This is a genomic window from Flavobacterium kochi, from assembly GCF_048286715.1.
GTDB lineage: Bacteria > Bacteroidota > Bacteroidia > Flavobacteriales > Flavobacteriaceae > Flavobacterium.
Window position 1 is genome coordinate 150106 of the sequence record NZ_JBLVPW010000002.1, and the last position, 14340, is coordinate 164445.

23 protein-coding genes and 2 pseudogenes are annotated in these 14340 nt (G+C 32.9%); 16 read left to right on the forward strand and 9 right to left on the reverse strand.

Features of this window, described 5'->3' with window-relative positions:
• Window positions 1-39: 39 nt before the first annotated feature.
• From ACNQGH_RS03045 to ACNQGH_RS03080, 8 genes are all read left to right on the forward strand, one after another.
• Window positions 40-681: a hypothetical protein gene (locus ACNQGH_RS03045; RefSeq protein ID WP_417954512.1), complete on the forward strand. Its 642-nt coding sequence runs from the start codon at window positions 40-42 to the stop codon at window positions 679-681.
• 190 nt (window positions 682-871) lie between these two features.
• A complete protein-coding gene (locus tag ACNQGH_RS03050; protein WP_417954513.1) occupies window positions 872-1138 on the forward strand; it encodes a type II toxin-antitoxin system Phd/YefM family antitoxin in 267 nt (88 codons plus the stop codon).
• Window positions 1139-1140: 2 nt separating this feature from the next.
• Window positions 1141-1416 carry a Txe/YoeB family addiction module toxin gene (locus tag ACNQGH_RS03055; RefSeq protein ID WP_417954514.1) on the forward strand — a complete coding sequence of 92 codons (276 nt, stop codon included), beginning with the start codon at window positions 1141-1143 and terminating at the stop codon, window positions 1414-1416.
• 224 nt (window positions 1417-1640) lie between these two features.
• Window positions 1641-1826 (forward strand): RHS repeat-associated core domain-containing protein, encoded by a 186-nt coding sequence (locus ACNQGH_RS03060; RefSeq protein ID WP_417954515.1) that lies wholly within the window; start codon window positions 1641-1643, stop codon window positions 1824-1826.
• Window positions 1827-2437: 611 nt separating this feature from the next.
• Window positions 2438-2908: an Imm26 family immunity protein gene (locus ACNQGH_RS03065; protein ID WP_416837757.1), complete on the forward strand. Its 471-nt coding sequence runs from the start codon at window positions 2438-2440 to the stop codon at window positions 2906-2908.
• Window positions 2909-2942: 34 nt separating this feature from the next.
• Complete coding sequence (locus tag ACNQGH_RS03070) at window positions 2943-3254, forward strand: hypothetical protein (RefSeq protein WP_417954516.1); 312 nt, start codon at window positions 2943-2945, stop codon at window positions 3252-3254.
• Window positions 3255-3426: 172 nt separating this feature from the next.
• Window positions 3427-3585 (forward strand): hypothetical protein, encoded by a 159-nt coding sequence (locus tag ACNQGH_RS03075; RefSeq protein ID WP_417954517.1) that lies wholly within the window; start codon window positions 3427-3429, stop codon window positions 3583-3585.
• Window positions 3586-3609: 24 nt separating this feature from the next.
• On the forward strand, window positions 3610-3900 hold the full coding sequence (locus ACNQGH_RS03080) for a hypothetical protein (RefSeq protein ID WP_417954518.1): 291 nt from the start codon (window positions 3610-3612) through the stop codon (window positions 3898-3900).
• 176 nt (window positions 3901-4076) lie between these two features.
• Here ACNQGH_RS03080 and ACNQGH_RS03085 read toward each other — a convergent pair whose 3' ends face one another.
• On the reverse strand, window positions 4077-4862 hold the full coding sequence (locus ACNQGH_RS03085; protein ID WP_417954519.1) for a hypothetical protein: 786 nt from the start codon (window positions 4860-4862) through the stop codon (window positions 4077-4079).
• Window positions 4863-5726: 864 nt separating this feature from the next.
• Here ACNQGH_RS03085 and ACNQGH_RS03090 point away from each other — a divergent pair.
• The 3 genes and pseudogenes from ACNQGH_RS03090 to ACNQGH_RS03100 all read left to right on the forward strand — a co-directional run.
• Window positions 5727-6104 carry a single-stranded DNA-binding protein gene (locus ACNQGH_RS03090; RefSeq protein ID WP_417954520.1) on the forward strand — a complete coding sequence of 126 codons (378 nt, stop codon included), beginning with the start codon at window positions 5727-5729 and terminating at the stop codon, window positions 6102-6104.
• Window positions 6105-6139: 35 nt separating this feature from the next.
• A pseudogene (locus tag ACNQGH_RS03095) lies at window positions 6140-6685 on the forward strand (DUF932 domain-containing protein); the annotation flags it as partial.
• A pseudogene (locus tag ACNQGH_RS03100) lies at window positions 6673-6879 on the forward strand (transposase); the annotation flags it as partial. The pseudogenes ACNQGH_RS03095 and ACNQGH_RS03100, both read left to right, overlap by 13 nt.
• 430 nt (window positions 6880-7309) lie before the next feature.
• Here ACNQGH_RS03100 and ACNQGH_RS03105 read toward each other — a convergent pair.
• Entirely contained in the window at window positions 7310-8065 is a 756-nt protein-coding gene (locus ACNQGH_RS03105) for a transposase (RefSeq protein WP_417954521.1), read from the reverse strand.
• A gap of 12 nt (window positions 8066-8077) precedes the next feature.
• Window positions 8078-8590 (reverse strand): hypothetical protein, encoded by a 513-nt coding sequence (locus ACNQGH_RS03110; RefSeq protein WP_417954522.1) that lies wholly within the window; start codon window positions 8588-8590, stop codon window positions 8078-8080.
• 97 nt (window positions 8591-8687) lie between these two features.
• Here ACNQGH_RS03110 and ACNQGH_RS03115 point away from each other — a divergent pair, with 97 nt between their 5' ends.
• The 5 genes from ACNQGH_RS03115 to ACNQGH_RS03135 all read left to right on the forward strand — a co-directional run bounded on the left by ACNQGH_RS03115 (window position 8688) and on the right by ACNQGH_RS03135 (window position 10414).
• Window positions 8688-8843: a hypothetical protein gene (locus ACNQGH_RS03115; protein WP_417954523.1), complete on the forward strand. Its 156-nt coding sequence runs from the start codon at window positions 8688-8690 to the stop codon at window positions 8841-8843.
• 468 nt (window positions 8844-9311) lie between these two features.
• Window positions 9312-9410 (forward strand): type II toxin-antitoxin system RelE/ParE family toxin, encoded by a 99-nt coding sequence (locus tag ACNQGH_RS03120; RefSeq protein ID WP_417954625.1) that lies wholly within the window; start codon window positions 9312-9314, stop codon window positions 9408-9410.
• On the forward strand, window positions 9364-9699 hold the full coding sequence (locus ACNQGH_RS03125) for a helix-turn-helix domain-containing protein (protein WP_417954524.1): 336 nt from the start codon (window positions 9364-9366) through the stop codon (window positions 9697-9699). Before ACNQGH_RS03120 ends, ACNQGH_RS03125 begins: the two co-directional genes overlap by 47 nt.
• A 297-nt stretch (window positions 9700-9996) precedes the next feature.
• Entirely contained in the window at window positions 9997-10275 is a 279-nt protein-coding gene (locus ACNQGH_RS03130) for a helix-turn-helix domain-containing protein (RefSeq protein ID WP_417954525.1), read from the forward strand.
• On the forward strand, window positions 10259-10414 hold the full coding sequence (locus tag ACNQGH_RS03135) for a DUF2683 family protein (protein WP_417954526.1): 156 nt from the start codon (window positions 10259-10261) through the stop codon (window positions 10412-10414). The genes ACNQGH_RS03130 and ACNQGH_RS03135 overlap by 17 nt, the downstream gene beginning before the upstream one ends.
• A gap of 207 nt (window positions 10415-10621) precedes the next feature.
• On the opposite strand, the gene ACNQGH_RS03140 is transcribed toward ACNQGH_RS03135, so the two are convergent.
• The 6 genes from ACNQGH_RS03140 to ACNQGH_RS03165 all read right to left on the reverse strand — a co-directional run bounded on the left by ACNQGH_RS03140 (window position 10622) and on the right by ACNQGH_RS03165 (window position 14295).
• Window positions 10622-11089, reverse strand: coding sequence for a transcriptional regulator (locus ACNQGH_RS03140; protein ID WP_417954527.1), 468 nt, complete (start codon window positions 11087-11089; stop codon window positions 10622-10624).
• Window positions 11090-11094: 5 nt separating this feature from the next.
• Window positions 11095-11232 (reverse strand): hypothetical protein, encoded by a 138-nt coding sequence (locus tag ACNQGH_RS03145; RefSeq protein WP_417954528.1) that lies wholly within the window; start codon window positions 11230-11232, stop codon window positions 11095-11097.
• 100 nt (window positions 11233-11332) lie between these two features.
• A complete protein-coding gene (locus ACNQGH_RS03150; RefSeq protein ID WP_417954529.1) occupies window positions 11333-11518 on the reverse strand; it encodes a hypothetical protein in 186 nt (61 codons plus the stop codon).
• Window positions 11519-11782: 264 nt separating this feature from the next.
• Window positions 11783-12205 carry a DUF1810 domain-containing protein gene (locus ACNQGH_RS03155; protein WP_417954530.1) on the reverse strand — a complete coding sequence of 141 codons (423 nt, stop codon included), beginning with the start codon at window positions 12203-12205 and terminating at the stop codon, window positions 11783-11785.
• An 84-nt stretch (window positions 12206-12289) separates the two neighbouring features.
• On the reverse strand, window positions 12290-12916 hold the full coding sequence (locus tag ACNQGH_RS03160; protein WP_417954531.1) for an alpha-ketoglutarate-dependent dioxygenase AlkB family protein: 627 nt from the start codon (window positions 12914-12916) through the stop codon (window positions 12290-12292).
• Complete coding sequence (locus ACNQGH_RS03165; protein WP_417954532.1) at window positions 12913-14295, reverse strand: exonuclease domain-containing protein; 1383 nt, start codon at window positions 14293-14295, stop codon at window positions 12913-12915. The genes ACNQGH_RS03160 and ACNQGH_RS03165 overlap by 4 nt, the downstream gene beginning before the upstream one ends.
• Between the last annotated feature and the right edge of the window lie 45 nt (window positions 14296-14340).

Below are 14340 nucleotides of genomic sequence, written 5' to 3' on the forward strand. Positions count from 1 at the left end.
AATTAAAAACTATAAAGAACAAGTTACAAAATCAGATTCATGGAAAAAGATATTTTTAAAAAAGAAGAAGAATTGATCAACGAAAGATTAAATTCTTTAAAAAAAGATGATAACGTAGTTCATTTGAAATATATAGGCGAGATAAATGAGGCTGATTTAAAAGAAATTTCGGACCAATTATCAACTGCTAATTTAGAGTTAAGCACATTTGATTCAAGTAGAAAAACTGTCGCTTGTCTCGAAGATTTTAGTTTTGTAACATATCTTGCTATAAGTCAGCCTTTGATAATTGAGTTCCTTAAAGGAATTAGTACTAATGCTGGTTGGGATGTAATGAAACAGACAATAATTTTTGTTAGAAGTAAAATATTAGGAAAGAAATATTATAGAGTCACATCAAAAACACAGGAAGAAAAGGAAATTACTTTTGGAGTAAAAGTTAAACTTGATAAAAATACTGGATTTGATTTTGAGTTAAAAGGAAATCTAAGTGATGAAATCATTGGTGAATCTTTGGATAAAATCTTAGATTTTCTAAAAACTCAGGAAGTAAATCCAAAATATGAGCATCCATTATTTGTGGAATATTCTAAAAAAGAAAAAAAGTGGATTCCTATAAATGTTTTAGAAGAAATGCGTAAAAAAAGAAAGAGTAATAGCGATAATAAGAATCTGATATGAATTTCAATTTTTATTTCTTTAACTAATACTTTGGAACAAAGCGAATTGATTAATCAGCATTTTTCGAGTATTTAAAGTGTATGGATATTTTATTTCAATTTTAAGAAACTTTTTTGTACCTTTGGGCGTACAACAAAAAGTACATCGTTAAAAAGTACATCGTTAAAAAGTACATCTTAGACCAAGTATTATGAAAGCAGTAACCATATCAACACTACGAAAAAACATTAAAGGCTATTTTGATGAAGTTTCTGAATCTTCAGAAACTATTATTGTTCCAAGAAATGATGAAGAAGACGCAGTTGTAATAATTTCAATTAAAGAATACAATTCAATTATGGAAACGCAACACTTACTTTCAACCAAAGCAAATAGAAAAAGACTTACTGAGTCTATTGAACAAATGGAGAAAGGTAAACTGACCACTTACAATTTTGATGAATTAGAACCAGCTTAAAAATGGATATAGTCTTTACAAAGAATGGTTGGGAAGAGTTTGAATACTGGATTGAAAACGACTCAGATACAGTTATAAAAATTAAAGAATTAATAAAATCCATTAGGGAAAATCCATTCAAAGGAATTGGAAAACCAGAACCTTTACGACATGATTTGAAAAGTTTTTGGTCAAGAAGAATTAGTGGCGAACATAGATTAGTTTATAAAGTATCAGGTACTAAAGGTGTTGACCAAAGGGGCGTCATAATACAGTGTAGATTTCATTATGATGATTAACATAAAATCAAAGCTCTCTTTCGAGGGCTTTTTTATTGGTTATAAGTAAGAAATTATTAGGAAAATAATTAAACTACATTTACTTTCGTGTTATTGAAAAATGTAGTTGGACGTTCTTTTTATTGAGATTTTTTGCAAGGGGCTGTTTTATATAAAAAAGGTTTGCAGAACCTTATAAGTATAAGTACAACGGAAAAGAGCTGCAAGACGAGCTGGGGCTTGGGTTGTACGATTATGGCTTTAGAAATTATGATCCTGCTATTGGTCGATGGGTGAATATTGATCCATTATTGAATGATCTTGATTTTAAGTTTGATCCGAACGATATTGATAAAGATGATGATGACGAAGTAGATTTTGCCATGAAGACTACTTTAGGAAATGGTGGAGATTTAATACCGACAATTTAAATCCATATTCTTACGGTTATAATGACCCTATTCGATTTGATGACCCAGATGGTAGATGTCCAATATGTGTCTATGTTGTTGCTGCTTTACTTTATTCTGAATTTGCAAACGCACCATCAGGTAATGCAAAGACAGATTCTCGAAATTATAATGATTCGAAATCGAATAAGGCACTAGTATCAGGGGCAGTTTTAGCTGGTGGAGCAAGAACGATAATAAATTCTGCTAAAGCTAAAGCGGTTGAAAAGGCTACTGAAACAACCAAAGGAGAAAAGACTCACCAAACTTATACTAAAACTAATAAAGAAACTAAAGAAACCTACTCTGGAAGAACTAGTGGGAATAAAACTCCAAGGGAGAATGTTGCAGCAAGAGATGCAAAACATCATAAAAACAAAGATGGATTTGGTCCTGCCAAACTTGATAAATCATCAACCAATAAAGATGCAATTAGGGGAAGAGAACAACAACTTATAAAGCAAAACGGTGGTGCAAAATCAGAGGGGGGTACTTCAGGAAATGCTATAAATGGGGTAAGTCCTAAAAATCCAAATGCTAAAGTATATGAGAATGCTGCAAAAAAGGAATTTGGGCAATAATAAAATATAATTATGAAAAAGCAAAAAATAACACAAGGTTCAATACTTGAAATCAATATTGAAAATCAATATTATACTTACGCCCAAATATTAGATAAAGGGGGGTATGTTTTTTTTGATTATAAAAGTGAAACGAGATTAACCGATTTTTCAGTATTAGAAGACAAACCTATTTTATTCATTATAGGTGTTTATAATGATGTAATAACACAAGGACATTGGCCGATAGTCGGAAAAATGAATATTAGGCAAAATTTAAAAAGTCAACCGATGCAATTTATCCAAGATGCATTACATCCAGATAGATTTGAATTTTACAATCCAAATACAGGTGAAAGTACACCAGCAACGAAGGAAAAAGTAAAAGGTCTGGAAAGAGCGGCAGTATGGGAGGCTAATCACGTTGAAGACAGGATAAGAGATTATTATAATGGTGTTCCTTGTGTATGGCTTGAAGATGACTTAGAATTATTTAAAGATTAATAAGTTTCTTAAGTCTAAACTAAAAATTAAATTTATGGTGAATAATAAGGAAATATCAACTCAAGAACTCATAACTAAAGGTTATTTATGGGTTAATATACCATCCGTAGCAATAATAGTGCTAGTTTGGTTTGGCTTAACAGCTTATTTAGAAGTAAATGGCAAAATTAGCGCAATTATTGGAGGAGTTATTGGTTGGATTTATTGGGAGTTTACAATTAAAAAATGGATAAGTTGGGCATTAAATCATAATGTAAATCCAGATAGACTATTCAAAATTGGAAAGATGTCTTTACTTTTATGGGATAGAAGAAAGATAGATTCGATATTAAATCAAAGTAAATAGCGGTTATCTTCAAAGTTAATGAACAGATATTTTTAACTTATTGAAAATAACTAGTCTAATGTAGTTTTAAGGGATGAGCAAAATGTTCATCCCTTTTAATTTTGAATATAATAGTTAAACCAAAGTATAGTTTAAAAAAAATATAAATTATGTGGTATTTTGATCCTGAGATATGTTAGTCTGGCATACAAACAATATCCATAAATTATTACAAGGAGGAGTTGAAGGGTGGTTTAAAACAATTGGACCAAATGCAGGTAGAGCAATGCAAAGTCAGCTTGCTAAACAAGGAGGACAAATTATGCCTACGATTCAAAAAACTTTCTCCTAATTATTACAAGTAAAATAAAAAAATATGGATTCAACTAAAAATATATTGTGGTTTAAAGCCAATATAGGGCCTACTCTCGAAGGGTTTGAAATTAAATATTGCTCTTATGATGATGGTGATTTTGGAAGTTTAAATCAAATTGAGTTTAACTCTAAAGAAAAAGGAGGTAATATTGATTTTTGGGGACTAGGATATTTAGGTATTTTTCTTTGGGATTATCAAAAAGAGGAAGAAATAATGAATGTCCTTTTAGATCCAAATCAAGAGCTAGAAAAGGAAAAGGCCTTTGAAGACTTCCAAAATTTCTTAAAATAATTCAAAGCCCCAAAATTTTGGGGCTTTTTCTTTTAACAAATTTGAGTAAATATTATAGTTTTCTGAATCATGACAAACGAATATCACTTTTATATCATTGGTTTTCAAAAAATCGAAAACTGTGTTAATGGCAATCTTAGCAGCCTCATTTTTGGAAAGCGATAAATCCTCGTACATTATGATTCGTACATTGATTTCACAATTTTCATTGCCTCATCTTTAGCAAATTCATTATTTTCAAATTCTCGCGAATAAAAGTAAAAAAATGCTACTCCAAATTTGGGCAGTTCCAGAAAAATAAAATCGTTTAAGTGATGAAAGAAATAGAAGCTTTCATTTTTCGTTTTAAAAATAACCAATGAGTTTTCATTATTGTCTTTTGATTTAGTAGTTACTCTTTTCTGGGCAAGTCTGATTTGTGAAACTGCTTTATGTGGCGAATAATTTATATTTGCTCTCATTATAGAAACAGGAATATCTCTTAAATAACGGATATATTCTGAAGACTTTGATTTTATAAATTTTCTGCGAATTTCTAACAATTGAAATTTATATTCTATTATTTCCAACCAGCGAATTATGTTTTGAATTTGTTCCTGGCTATAGATTGTTATTGATAAATCAGTATTATCCAATAATGAAATTATGTATTTTTCGATATTTCCTCGTAAATTATTATTGCAGTCGGCACAAACTGGAATTGTAGTTTTGTTATATGTTTGTTCGCTGCCATTTATATCCGTAACAAAGAATTTTTTAGTGCAATTTTCAAATGTCCATCTTGGTAATACGTGTTCTTTTGTCAAATTAGTTTGATTAGCACAAAATACACAAATTTCTATTTTCGATTTATCTTTCGAACTAATTTTCGGGACATGCCTTTGTATCACATCATCCATTATTTTTTTAGAATTTTGTCTCAATTTGACACGAAGATTCCTTAGTTTGACATCAATATTCATGCTCTGTTAATTAGTTTTTGTTATGGATAGTTTAAGCGTAACTTGTAAATACATACACTTTTGACGTATATGTAGAGCATAAAATAAATCAATTAAAGTAACAAAAGCAACCTGATAAAGAGTTGCTTTTTTCTTTTTTTATAATAAGTTGAAAGTGTTATTTGTAATCTTTTAATTGCTGAAATAATTAGATTTTCGAACAAATAATTAAAATAAATAGTATTTTTTTAGAAAAATCAATATTTTTAATATGATGAGATTTTTTTTAAAAGAGCTGGCAAATCTATACCGATTTTAAAAAACGATAATATTCCTAAAACGGAAGATATAATTCCTATTTTTTCGAAGAAGTTCACAAATCAAATGTAATAAAAAGTATTGCCATTTTATTAATAATTGTTATGCAATTGTGTGATTTTATTTGTAGTGAATATAGTTTTTGGGCTTCGCTGCCATCTTAGGAGACAGGTGTGTCATTCTAATCTCATTTGCACTTGGCCACTACAATCATCATTGCTTCCCTTTCATTTTTTTATTCAAAAACCTGTATGCTTTTGTCTTATTTCAGGAGCAAAGGTAACTCCGTGTTCTTAACGCAATAGCAAGGCCAGGTCCTTCAGATTTGATAAAAAATCTCCACCCATCCGGGTTGTATTTTTTATCAAAGCCTTGCTATTGCTAAACACTCACCTTTTTATGCTCATGAAACAAAACATAGCATACTCCGGCTCTTTAAACGAATAAAAAAAATGTCAGCAATGAGAAATAAAATATTAAAAATGGTAATGATGAAACAAAACAGCACCTCCTCTCATTGCCGAATAATAAAATTTCAAAAAAATAATAATTAAAAAAGTAGAAATCATGAACATCATTGGAAGAGTGACAAAAGATGCGGAGGTACGCACATTGTTGAACAGCAAACAAGTAGTAAACTTTTCAGTAGCAACCAACGACAGCTACCGAAATAAAGCGGGCGAACGTATAGAGCAGACAACTTACTTTGATTGTGCTTACTGGATTAGCCCAAAGGTAGCGAAGATACTCACTAGAGGTACTCTTGTGGAACTTACAGGCAGGGTAAGTGCAAGAACGTGGACAGGCAATGACGGAGAAACACACGCAGGGCTGAATTTCAATACCTCGCAAATCAAACTGCACGGAGGTGGCAAAAAATCCGAAACAGTACAAGCTACCACAGGAACCAACAATAACAAGACACAGGATGACCTCCCTTTTTAACAACTAATATTCAAACTTTTTAAAATCATTTTATCATGGCACATAATATCAATTTCAACAGTAACACAGGACATTATTCATTCTTTAGCGTAAAAGAAAAAGCGTGGCACGGCTTGGGGCAAATCGTGGAGCAATACCCAACAAGCATAGAAGCTATCAAACACGCAGGATTAGACTATGAAGTGGCTAAAAGTCCGCTATACACAAAAGGTTCGGGCATTATCGAAACTGCAAACGGTATTGAGATAGGCAGTAGCGAATTGGAAGTGCCCAACTATTACGCCAACATCCGTACCGATAACAATGCGGTATTAGGCGTTGTGGGCAAGGACTATCACAACATTGTACAAAACCGTGAGGCGTTCAATTTCTTTGATGAGATTGTAGGTGGTGGCGAGGGAATTTTGTACGAAACCGCAGGAGCGTTGGGCGATGGCGAACGCATATTTATTACAGCCAAACTGCCCGATTATATCCGTGTAGGCAATGGTGACGATGTTACCGAGAAGTATATCTTTCTGACCACTTCGCACGATGGAAGCGGAAGTATCACAGCCGCTTTTACTCCAATAAGCTACATTGGACATTAGATGTAGCATTTTTGGAAGATCAGAGCAGAAAAAGAGATACTAATGCCGCTCAAGACTTCTCTGTCCTCACTAAAATTGCCTTGAATCTGCTTAAAAACGAAAAAACCACTAAAGTTGGAGTTAAGGGTAAGCGCCTTAAAGCTGGGTGGGATAATCAATATTTGGAGAAATTAATTAATTTATGATGCGTTTGCCCTGGCAATATTCACCATACCTTTCCAATTGAAGGAAATTTATTCTACCTTTGATGCTTAAAAATGAAAAAAGGACACTGGAAATAAACTTTTTCCTTGGGTTAGTTAATAAATTAAACTTGTCGCTTCTTAATAACATCATTATCAATGATTTAATATTTTGGCTTGCCTGTGGATTCAAAATTGTATAATTACGGAATAATCTTACAATATATGAAAATCTACGGGTATTGCCAAATTTTTAACCACTTATCTTATTGGTTTTTAGTGAAATAAGTGATTATTTACCGAAGTATTGATATAAGGAATTGATTTAAAAGTAAGGATGTTATGATATTATCAAAATAAAGCACGAGTATTTTGAAGCAATAAAAAAACCATGCAGGAGAAAAACCGGAATTGGTTTTTCACTATTCCAATATTACCTGCAACCTTTACAACTATTTTGCTGGTTTTCTGATATTCTCAGGATTTTATGTTCAGGGAAATGGATTTTATAGCTTTTTAAAGCTATGAGTTTTCCTAAAAAAGTTTCTTGAGGTGTATTCCCTTGTAGGGAGAGTTGTGGACGTATTGTGTTATAAGTTAACACGTTTGCCCCTAAAGCAGTTTCAAGTTGTTTTCTGTTGGTTAAGTTTTGGGGCAACAAAAACTGGTGTTTGATGATTTTATTGAAAGCCTCAATTTTAGAATTGGAAAAGGGAATGTCTTTTTGAGCTATTAAGTGTTCGATATCTTGATTGGTAGTATCTAAAAAATCATGAACTGTGGTGTTTACATTCTCCACACCGCCATCGGTGACTAAAGTGATGGGTTCTTTGATTTTGTGTTTCAAATATGCTTGTTCCAACAAATCTCTAATGGCTTTTGGCTTGGAACTATTTTCAACGCGGTATCCTAGAATCATTTTAGAATAATGATCCATCAAAAAATGAATATAGTGTTTTTTATCATCTAACGTTTTCAGAATCGTTACATCGGCACACCAAATTTCATTGGGTCTATAACTCATCAGCGAGCCATATAATTTCTTCGGATGCAGGTGTCTTGTTGTACTATATCCTAATAATTTGGAGTATTTATACCAAGTAGTCAAACCAAAAGAGATTTCTTTGTTTCGTAATGCCAACAAGTAAACGGAAGATTTAGACCAATGCAGATAGTTTTGATTTTCCATATATTTTTTGATTCATAAAATTTCCCTTTTTAATAGTTGGTGCGGGTATTGTTTGACACACCACAATAAATACGAGGACTCGCATTTATTGATAACCAATATTTTATAATTGTGATAGGTAGCTCTGGAAATATTGAAGACTTTTAATGCACTTTCAACGGGAACTATGTCTTTTACCATTTTGATGACATTTACTAATTTTTCTTTTTGTGAAGCTATTTGTCGTTTGATTCCTTTTATTTCACCGATAATCTCATGATAGGTATCAGAAAGTTTGAAATAAGCTTCCATTATTTTTTTTGCATTTCTGGATTCTCCAGTTCGTTTTATAAGCTCTAATTCTTCTTTTATAAAATTAGCGACTTCGCAACCGAGGTACTTGTCGGCTGTTTCATGTTCCCAACGATGCTTGTTTGATTTGGGAATTTTGGCTTTTATGGTATTGGGTAAGTTATCGTATAATCCGTTTCTGATGTAATGTTTGACATTGGTATCCCATGAAATGCGAGAAGATGAATAGATCATAAAAAAACATGATTGAATATACTTACAATATTATAAAACCTAATAAATAAAAAAAATTAAATAATATTAAGTTCGATAAACTTAAAAACAGCGAAACATGGAAAAGCACAAAACAACATCGACTCAAAAGAAGATTTTAGACGGAATGGATAAAGTTTACGAAAAATTAATTGAGTTTAAAAAGAAAGCAAACAGCGATTTAGTTGTCATGAAGGATGGTAAAATCGTAAGAATAAAGCCTAGCTCATTATAATATAAATTAAGCTGCTAAAAAGTAAAGCCCTCATTCGAGGGCTTTTTTATTGGTTATAGGTAAGAAATTTTTAGGAAAATAATTAAACTAAATCTACTTTCGTATTATTGATAAAATGGTATTTGGGGACACGATATTGCTGATTTAGTATTGACAGATATTCAGGTTTATAAAGCTGATAATGGAAAAATCATATTGGCATTAGGAATTGACTCGTAAAATTACCTAACTAAAAGTTGTACTTTGGTACAACTTTTATATATTTGTAATATGAGAAAACAACGAAAGCAACGCGAAAAAGTTAAAGCGTAAATTATCTGGACTTTCGAATTAATAGAAAAATTAGAAAGGATTCCTGAAACGTACCTTAAGCACCTTGAAAATACAGAAGGGTTGTTTGAAATTAGGATTTAGCAAGGAAGTGATATATTTAGGATCCTTTGCTTTTTTGATGAAGGACAACTAATAATTCTAACAAACGGATTCCAAAAGAAAACGCAGAAGACTCCAAAAAAAGAAATTGAAAAAGCAATTAAAATCAAAAACGAATATGAAAACGAAAAATAACAATATCAGTACACTTGACCAATTTAAGGACAAATATTACGGTAAAACTGGCACTGCAAAACGTAATGAACTTGATGCTGGTTACGAAAATTTTAAAATTGGAGCAATGATACATGATGCCAGACTTCAAAAAGGGTTAACACAAGAAGAACTTGCTGCAAAAGCGGGAACTACAAAATCATATATTTCAAAAATTGAAAACAATGTAAAAGAAGCAAGATTTTCGACACTTCAAAAAATTGTTGAACTCGGTTTAGGTGGACATTTGGAGTTATCTATCAAGATATAATTGTGGACAAAAGAAATCTTCGTTTTTGAAATATACCAAATATTAAAATAATCAAGCTCTCAGAAATGAGGGCTTTTTTTTGTGAGATAAATTTGCTTGATATTTTATTAGGAAAATAATTAAATATAAATAACCTAAATAAAAAAAGGTACGAGTGGTTAAATACGCAATTATGGTAATGCATCAAATTAGGTGTTTTCATAAAATAGTGATGTATTAGAGGAGAAAGATACTATCGATGTATTGGCAAAAAAAATCTTGTTTATGACTTTTAACTCTTGTAAATTTGTTTAATCAATGACTTTACAAGCATTTTTAATACTTATAATTATGGAACTAGGACAAAACATAATGCTCATTAGAAAGAAAAAAGGTTTCTCTCAAGCAGATTTGGGTAAAATCATAGGGACTTCAGGAGATGTAATCGGGAGATATGAGCGAGGAGATATAAAACCCTCTATTGAAGTTGTAGAAAAAATAGCAGAATCATTGGAAGTTTCTATTGATTATTTAGTGGGCAAAACAAATATTATTGTGGACAAGCAAGTGATTGAAAGCTTTGAAAATCAAGTTTGAGATTTCTAAAGAAAAATCATATAATCCTGAATTTGTAAAAAAAATAGAGAAAAACAAAAAAGAGCTTAAAGAAGGTAAATCAACCCGTGTTAAAAAAGAAGATTACAAAGCTAGTGTTGTTGATCTTGAGTCAAACTAAATAATAGATTTGCTTCCTAGTATGCAGGGACGCTGTCTAATTGGGCGGGGGCTTTCAATAAGAAATAGTATTATCCATGTCGATTCCGATATTACCAAAATTGAAAGAGAACCAGTTTAAACCGGAATAGGGCGAACATTTTCACCGGAATAAGCAACACAGAAAATCCCCTCAAAATGAGAGCTTAGTTAATTCCTTGTGGTTTTTTTACATCCCAACCAAATTACGGTAATCGAATTTTTTATAATATTCTACGTTTTCTTTTTCTTTTTTGAGCTCGATTAACTCATTCTTTACTTCAACTCTATACCATTGTTCAGGCTTTGTATGGGAGAATGTACTGAGTTTTAAAACTAATTTTGCATTTAGTTTTCTTTCACCTGAAAGATATTTATGGAGATTACTATCTCTCATTTCAAAATAAGTAGCTAATTCTTTTTTAGTCAGGTTAAGAACCTTTAAATACATCTTAACAAAGTCAAGAATTTTTAAAACCTCCACATCGTCACTATCATTCTGAATATAATCTTCTAATTTATATTGAATAGAAAGCAATTGATTAGTCAATACTCTTTCTTTGGATTGTTTGACAGCATCAGATGAAATAATTTTTTTTAATTCACCTTTCTTTTTATCATTCCAAATATCCTCAATTTGAATTTCTTTATTTTTCATATCCATTAATTTAAAAATTCATTAATTAACTTTTGACCTCCAACTGGTGGTATAATCATAGTGGTTTCACCATACCTAAGCGCACTATACTTTGTTGAATATAAAGCCATCAATTTTATTTCGTCTTTTTTATCTTCTTCCATGACATCAAATGCTAAATAGCCTAGATAATCACCTTTCCCTTTTTTAAAACTCAGCCTACAGGCAAACGCAATTAAACAACCAGCGACATTTTCATATTCTTTATTTCTTACCTTTATTATGAGGTGCTACTTCAATAAACGCCATATAAGGTTCTATCTTACTTTTCATCTCAAAAATTAAGCAACCTTCAATTTTTTTAGGAGTTTCTTCACATACCAAAACATAGGTTTCAAAACCTTTGCCTTTTGAGTGTTTTCTAAAATTAAACCTCCATCCATCAGTCATCGAAGGAAGGTTTACTTTATTGATTTTGAATCTGAAATTTTAGCATCTACTAAAATATCCGCTGCTATTTTTAATATTTTTACATTCATTTTATGCTAAAATTCATTAGACAAATATACTAAATAATTATACATATTGTATAATTTAAGTTGTTAATTTTTATTGCTTTAATATTCGGAAAACACCGATTAATCATTTCTCTTTTCTGGGAACTGTTCACTTTACTGTACTTTTCCGTAGTTCCTGGCATTTGCGACCCATATCCTACTTTAATAATTGTAGTGTGAGGTTATCGGGTAATCCATTGAAATATTTCACCAATACCTGCTGAAATACAGGATCGGCATTTTTCACGTTTGCAAATAATGTCATGGAGGAACGTAATTTCATATCGTCAGGAGTTCCAAATATCTCAGCTGCCGTTTTTCCGTTGAGATTTAATACTTCCTCAGAAATTTCAACCAGGTGTTTACCCAGGATGGGATGTTGTAAATAGGCAGTCGCCTCATTCAAATCTTTTATTCCATAATATTGTGCAGTCTCACTGGAGCCCAGTCCTTTAATTTGGGGAAAGATATACCACATCCAGTGCGTGGTCTTTTTACCGTTTTTTATTTCGGAGAGCGCCTTTAGATACACTTGGTTTTGTGCTTCTAAAAATCGGATTAATTCTTTGTTGTCAGTCATTTTTTCATTTAAGTTGCCATTGGCAAGCCCTATTACTAAATTAATAATTTATTGATTACATTTTGGGAGACTTTCAGTAATTTATTACAATTGACGCTTAATCTGTCTAAAAGTAAGGTTGATACGGGGCAGGATGTCTCTTGCCGTCTTTGGTACCTGGTGTTGCCAAAAACTTTGGGTTGTTCCCGCCATCAATAAAAGTGATCCATGATGCAGGGGGATTTCTACCTGAGGAATCTCTTTCCTGAACTTATGACGCAGGCAAAACTTTCGGGTTTCACCGAAACTAACCGATGCAATAATTGCATCCTTGCCAAAATTCTGTTCGCGGTCACTATGCCATGCGACGCCATTCTTCCCATTGCGGTAAAGGTTTAGCAAAACACAGTTAAATTGGACCTGTGTTTCTTTTTCCACCCGTTCTTTAATTAGTAATAATTCGGGTGTCCAGTCAGGCTTGGTCAGATCGGCCCCTGGATTGTCTCTGTCTTCATACCAGGAAATCATTCTTGGGACAGTAACTGTTTTATCGTAAATTTCCATAGCAGATTCACGCCATGACGTGTTGTTAAGTAGGATGGTGTAGTAGTGGTCGGATTCCTCTTTGGTGAAAAAATTGTCATATAGCATGAGTTCGGTATCCGGAAGGTCAAAAACCTTTTTTCCGCCATTGCCTGATGTAAATATTTCGGTGTCATTGAAGAGTGTCATAATTCCTTATGTGTTTGTTTAAAAAGAACCTTACCCGGATATTTCTCCGCATAAGTAAGGATTAAATGCATACTATATTGATTGCTTCTGTATGGAGTGACATAATCCCTTATCTCGGAAGGATCAGTAAATCCAATATCCGACGCAATATATCCCATGCCATAAAAGTGACCCTTTTCAACCCAAATACAACTGCGTTCTTCAGCAGACCTGCCTTTGTCTAAAATGGCAAAGCTTGGCCTGTTTTTTAATAAAAAATCAATGGCGTTTTCGACTTGCCGGTTGTGTTGTTCGACTTCAGGTAAATTGGTCCGGTCCGGTTTTGGGAGCAATTCTCCTCGGTCATCCGTGCCGTATTTACAGAATCTGTTATCAATGCCAAATTGCTCGGCTAGGCTGCGCAATACATTTATACCTTTATACAAACTATTAAAAGACTCTATGCACGTTTGAAATTTGCCCAGTTTTCCAATTACCAGGTATCTGTATCCGCTACGTGCTTCATATTCATAAAGTCCGTATTTTGGATCAAAGCGCTTTAGTGCCCTGTTGTAGATTGGCCATAGCTTCTTGATTTCGGTACACTCCAACAACAGCGCCATTAATTCTGTAGCACAAACTTCAAATGAAATACTGTGAATATCCCGCAGGAAATTTTGCCTTTGTGGATTGACATTATGCCCACTGAAATGGGAAGCCACACGTTTTTTTAAGTTGATTGCCTTTCCTACATAAATTACTTTCCTTGTCTGATCATAAAAATAATATACTCCTGCTTTTTCAGGTAATTGCTCAAAGTCATTAGGAGGCAGATTAGGAGGTAAGCGCTGATCTTGTGCGGTATTTTTTATCATTTTTTCGATTTCTCCTTCGACGTCCCATTCCAGCAAACGGGAAAATAATAGGGCTGTAGCATCGGCATCACCACCTGCACGGTGTTGGTTTGTCAAAGGAATGTCTAACGAACGGCAAAGTCTACCAAAGCTATACGAACCCAATCCCGACTTAATCTTTCTTGCTGCACGAACGGTGCACAGTTTTCGCGCTGTCCACTTAAATCCGCTTTCTTCGAGTTGGTGGCGAATAAACGAATAATCAAAGTTGACATTATGGGCAACGAAAATACGGCCGGTAAGCATCTCTAAAATTTTTTCAGAAATGTCATCGAAAATAGGTGCATCACGTACCATTTCATTGTTAATGCCTGTAAGCGAAAAAATGGCAAACGGTATTTCCTTTTGTGGGTTGACGAGCGTTTCCCAACGGTCGACCACCCTTGTTCCGTTATGGATAATAATGGCAATTTCTGTAATGCGACTACCACTGGCATTACCGCCTGTGGTTTCAATATCTACTATTGCGTATTCCTGTTTTTTCATTTATTATATAACGTGAATTGTATTGTTATTCTTGTATAAGCGGTT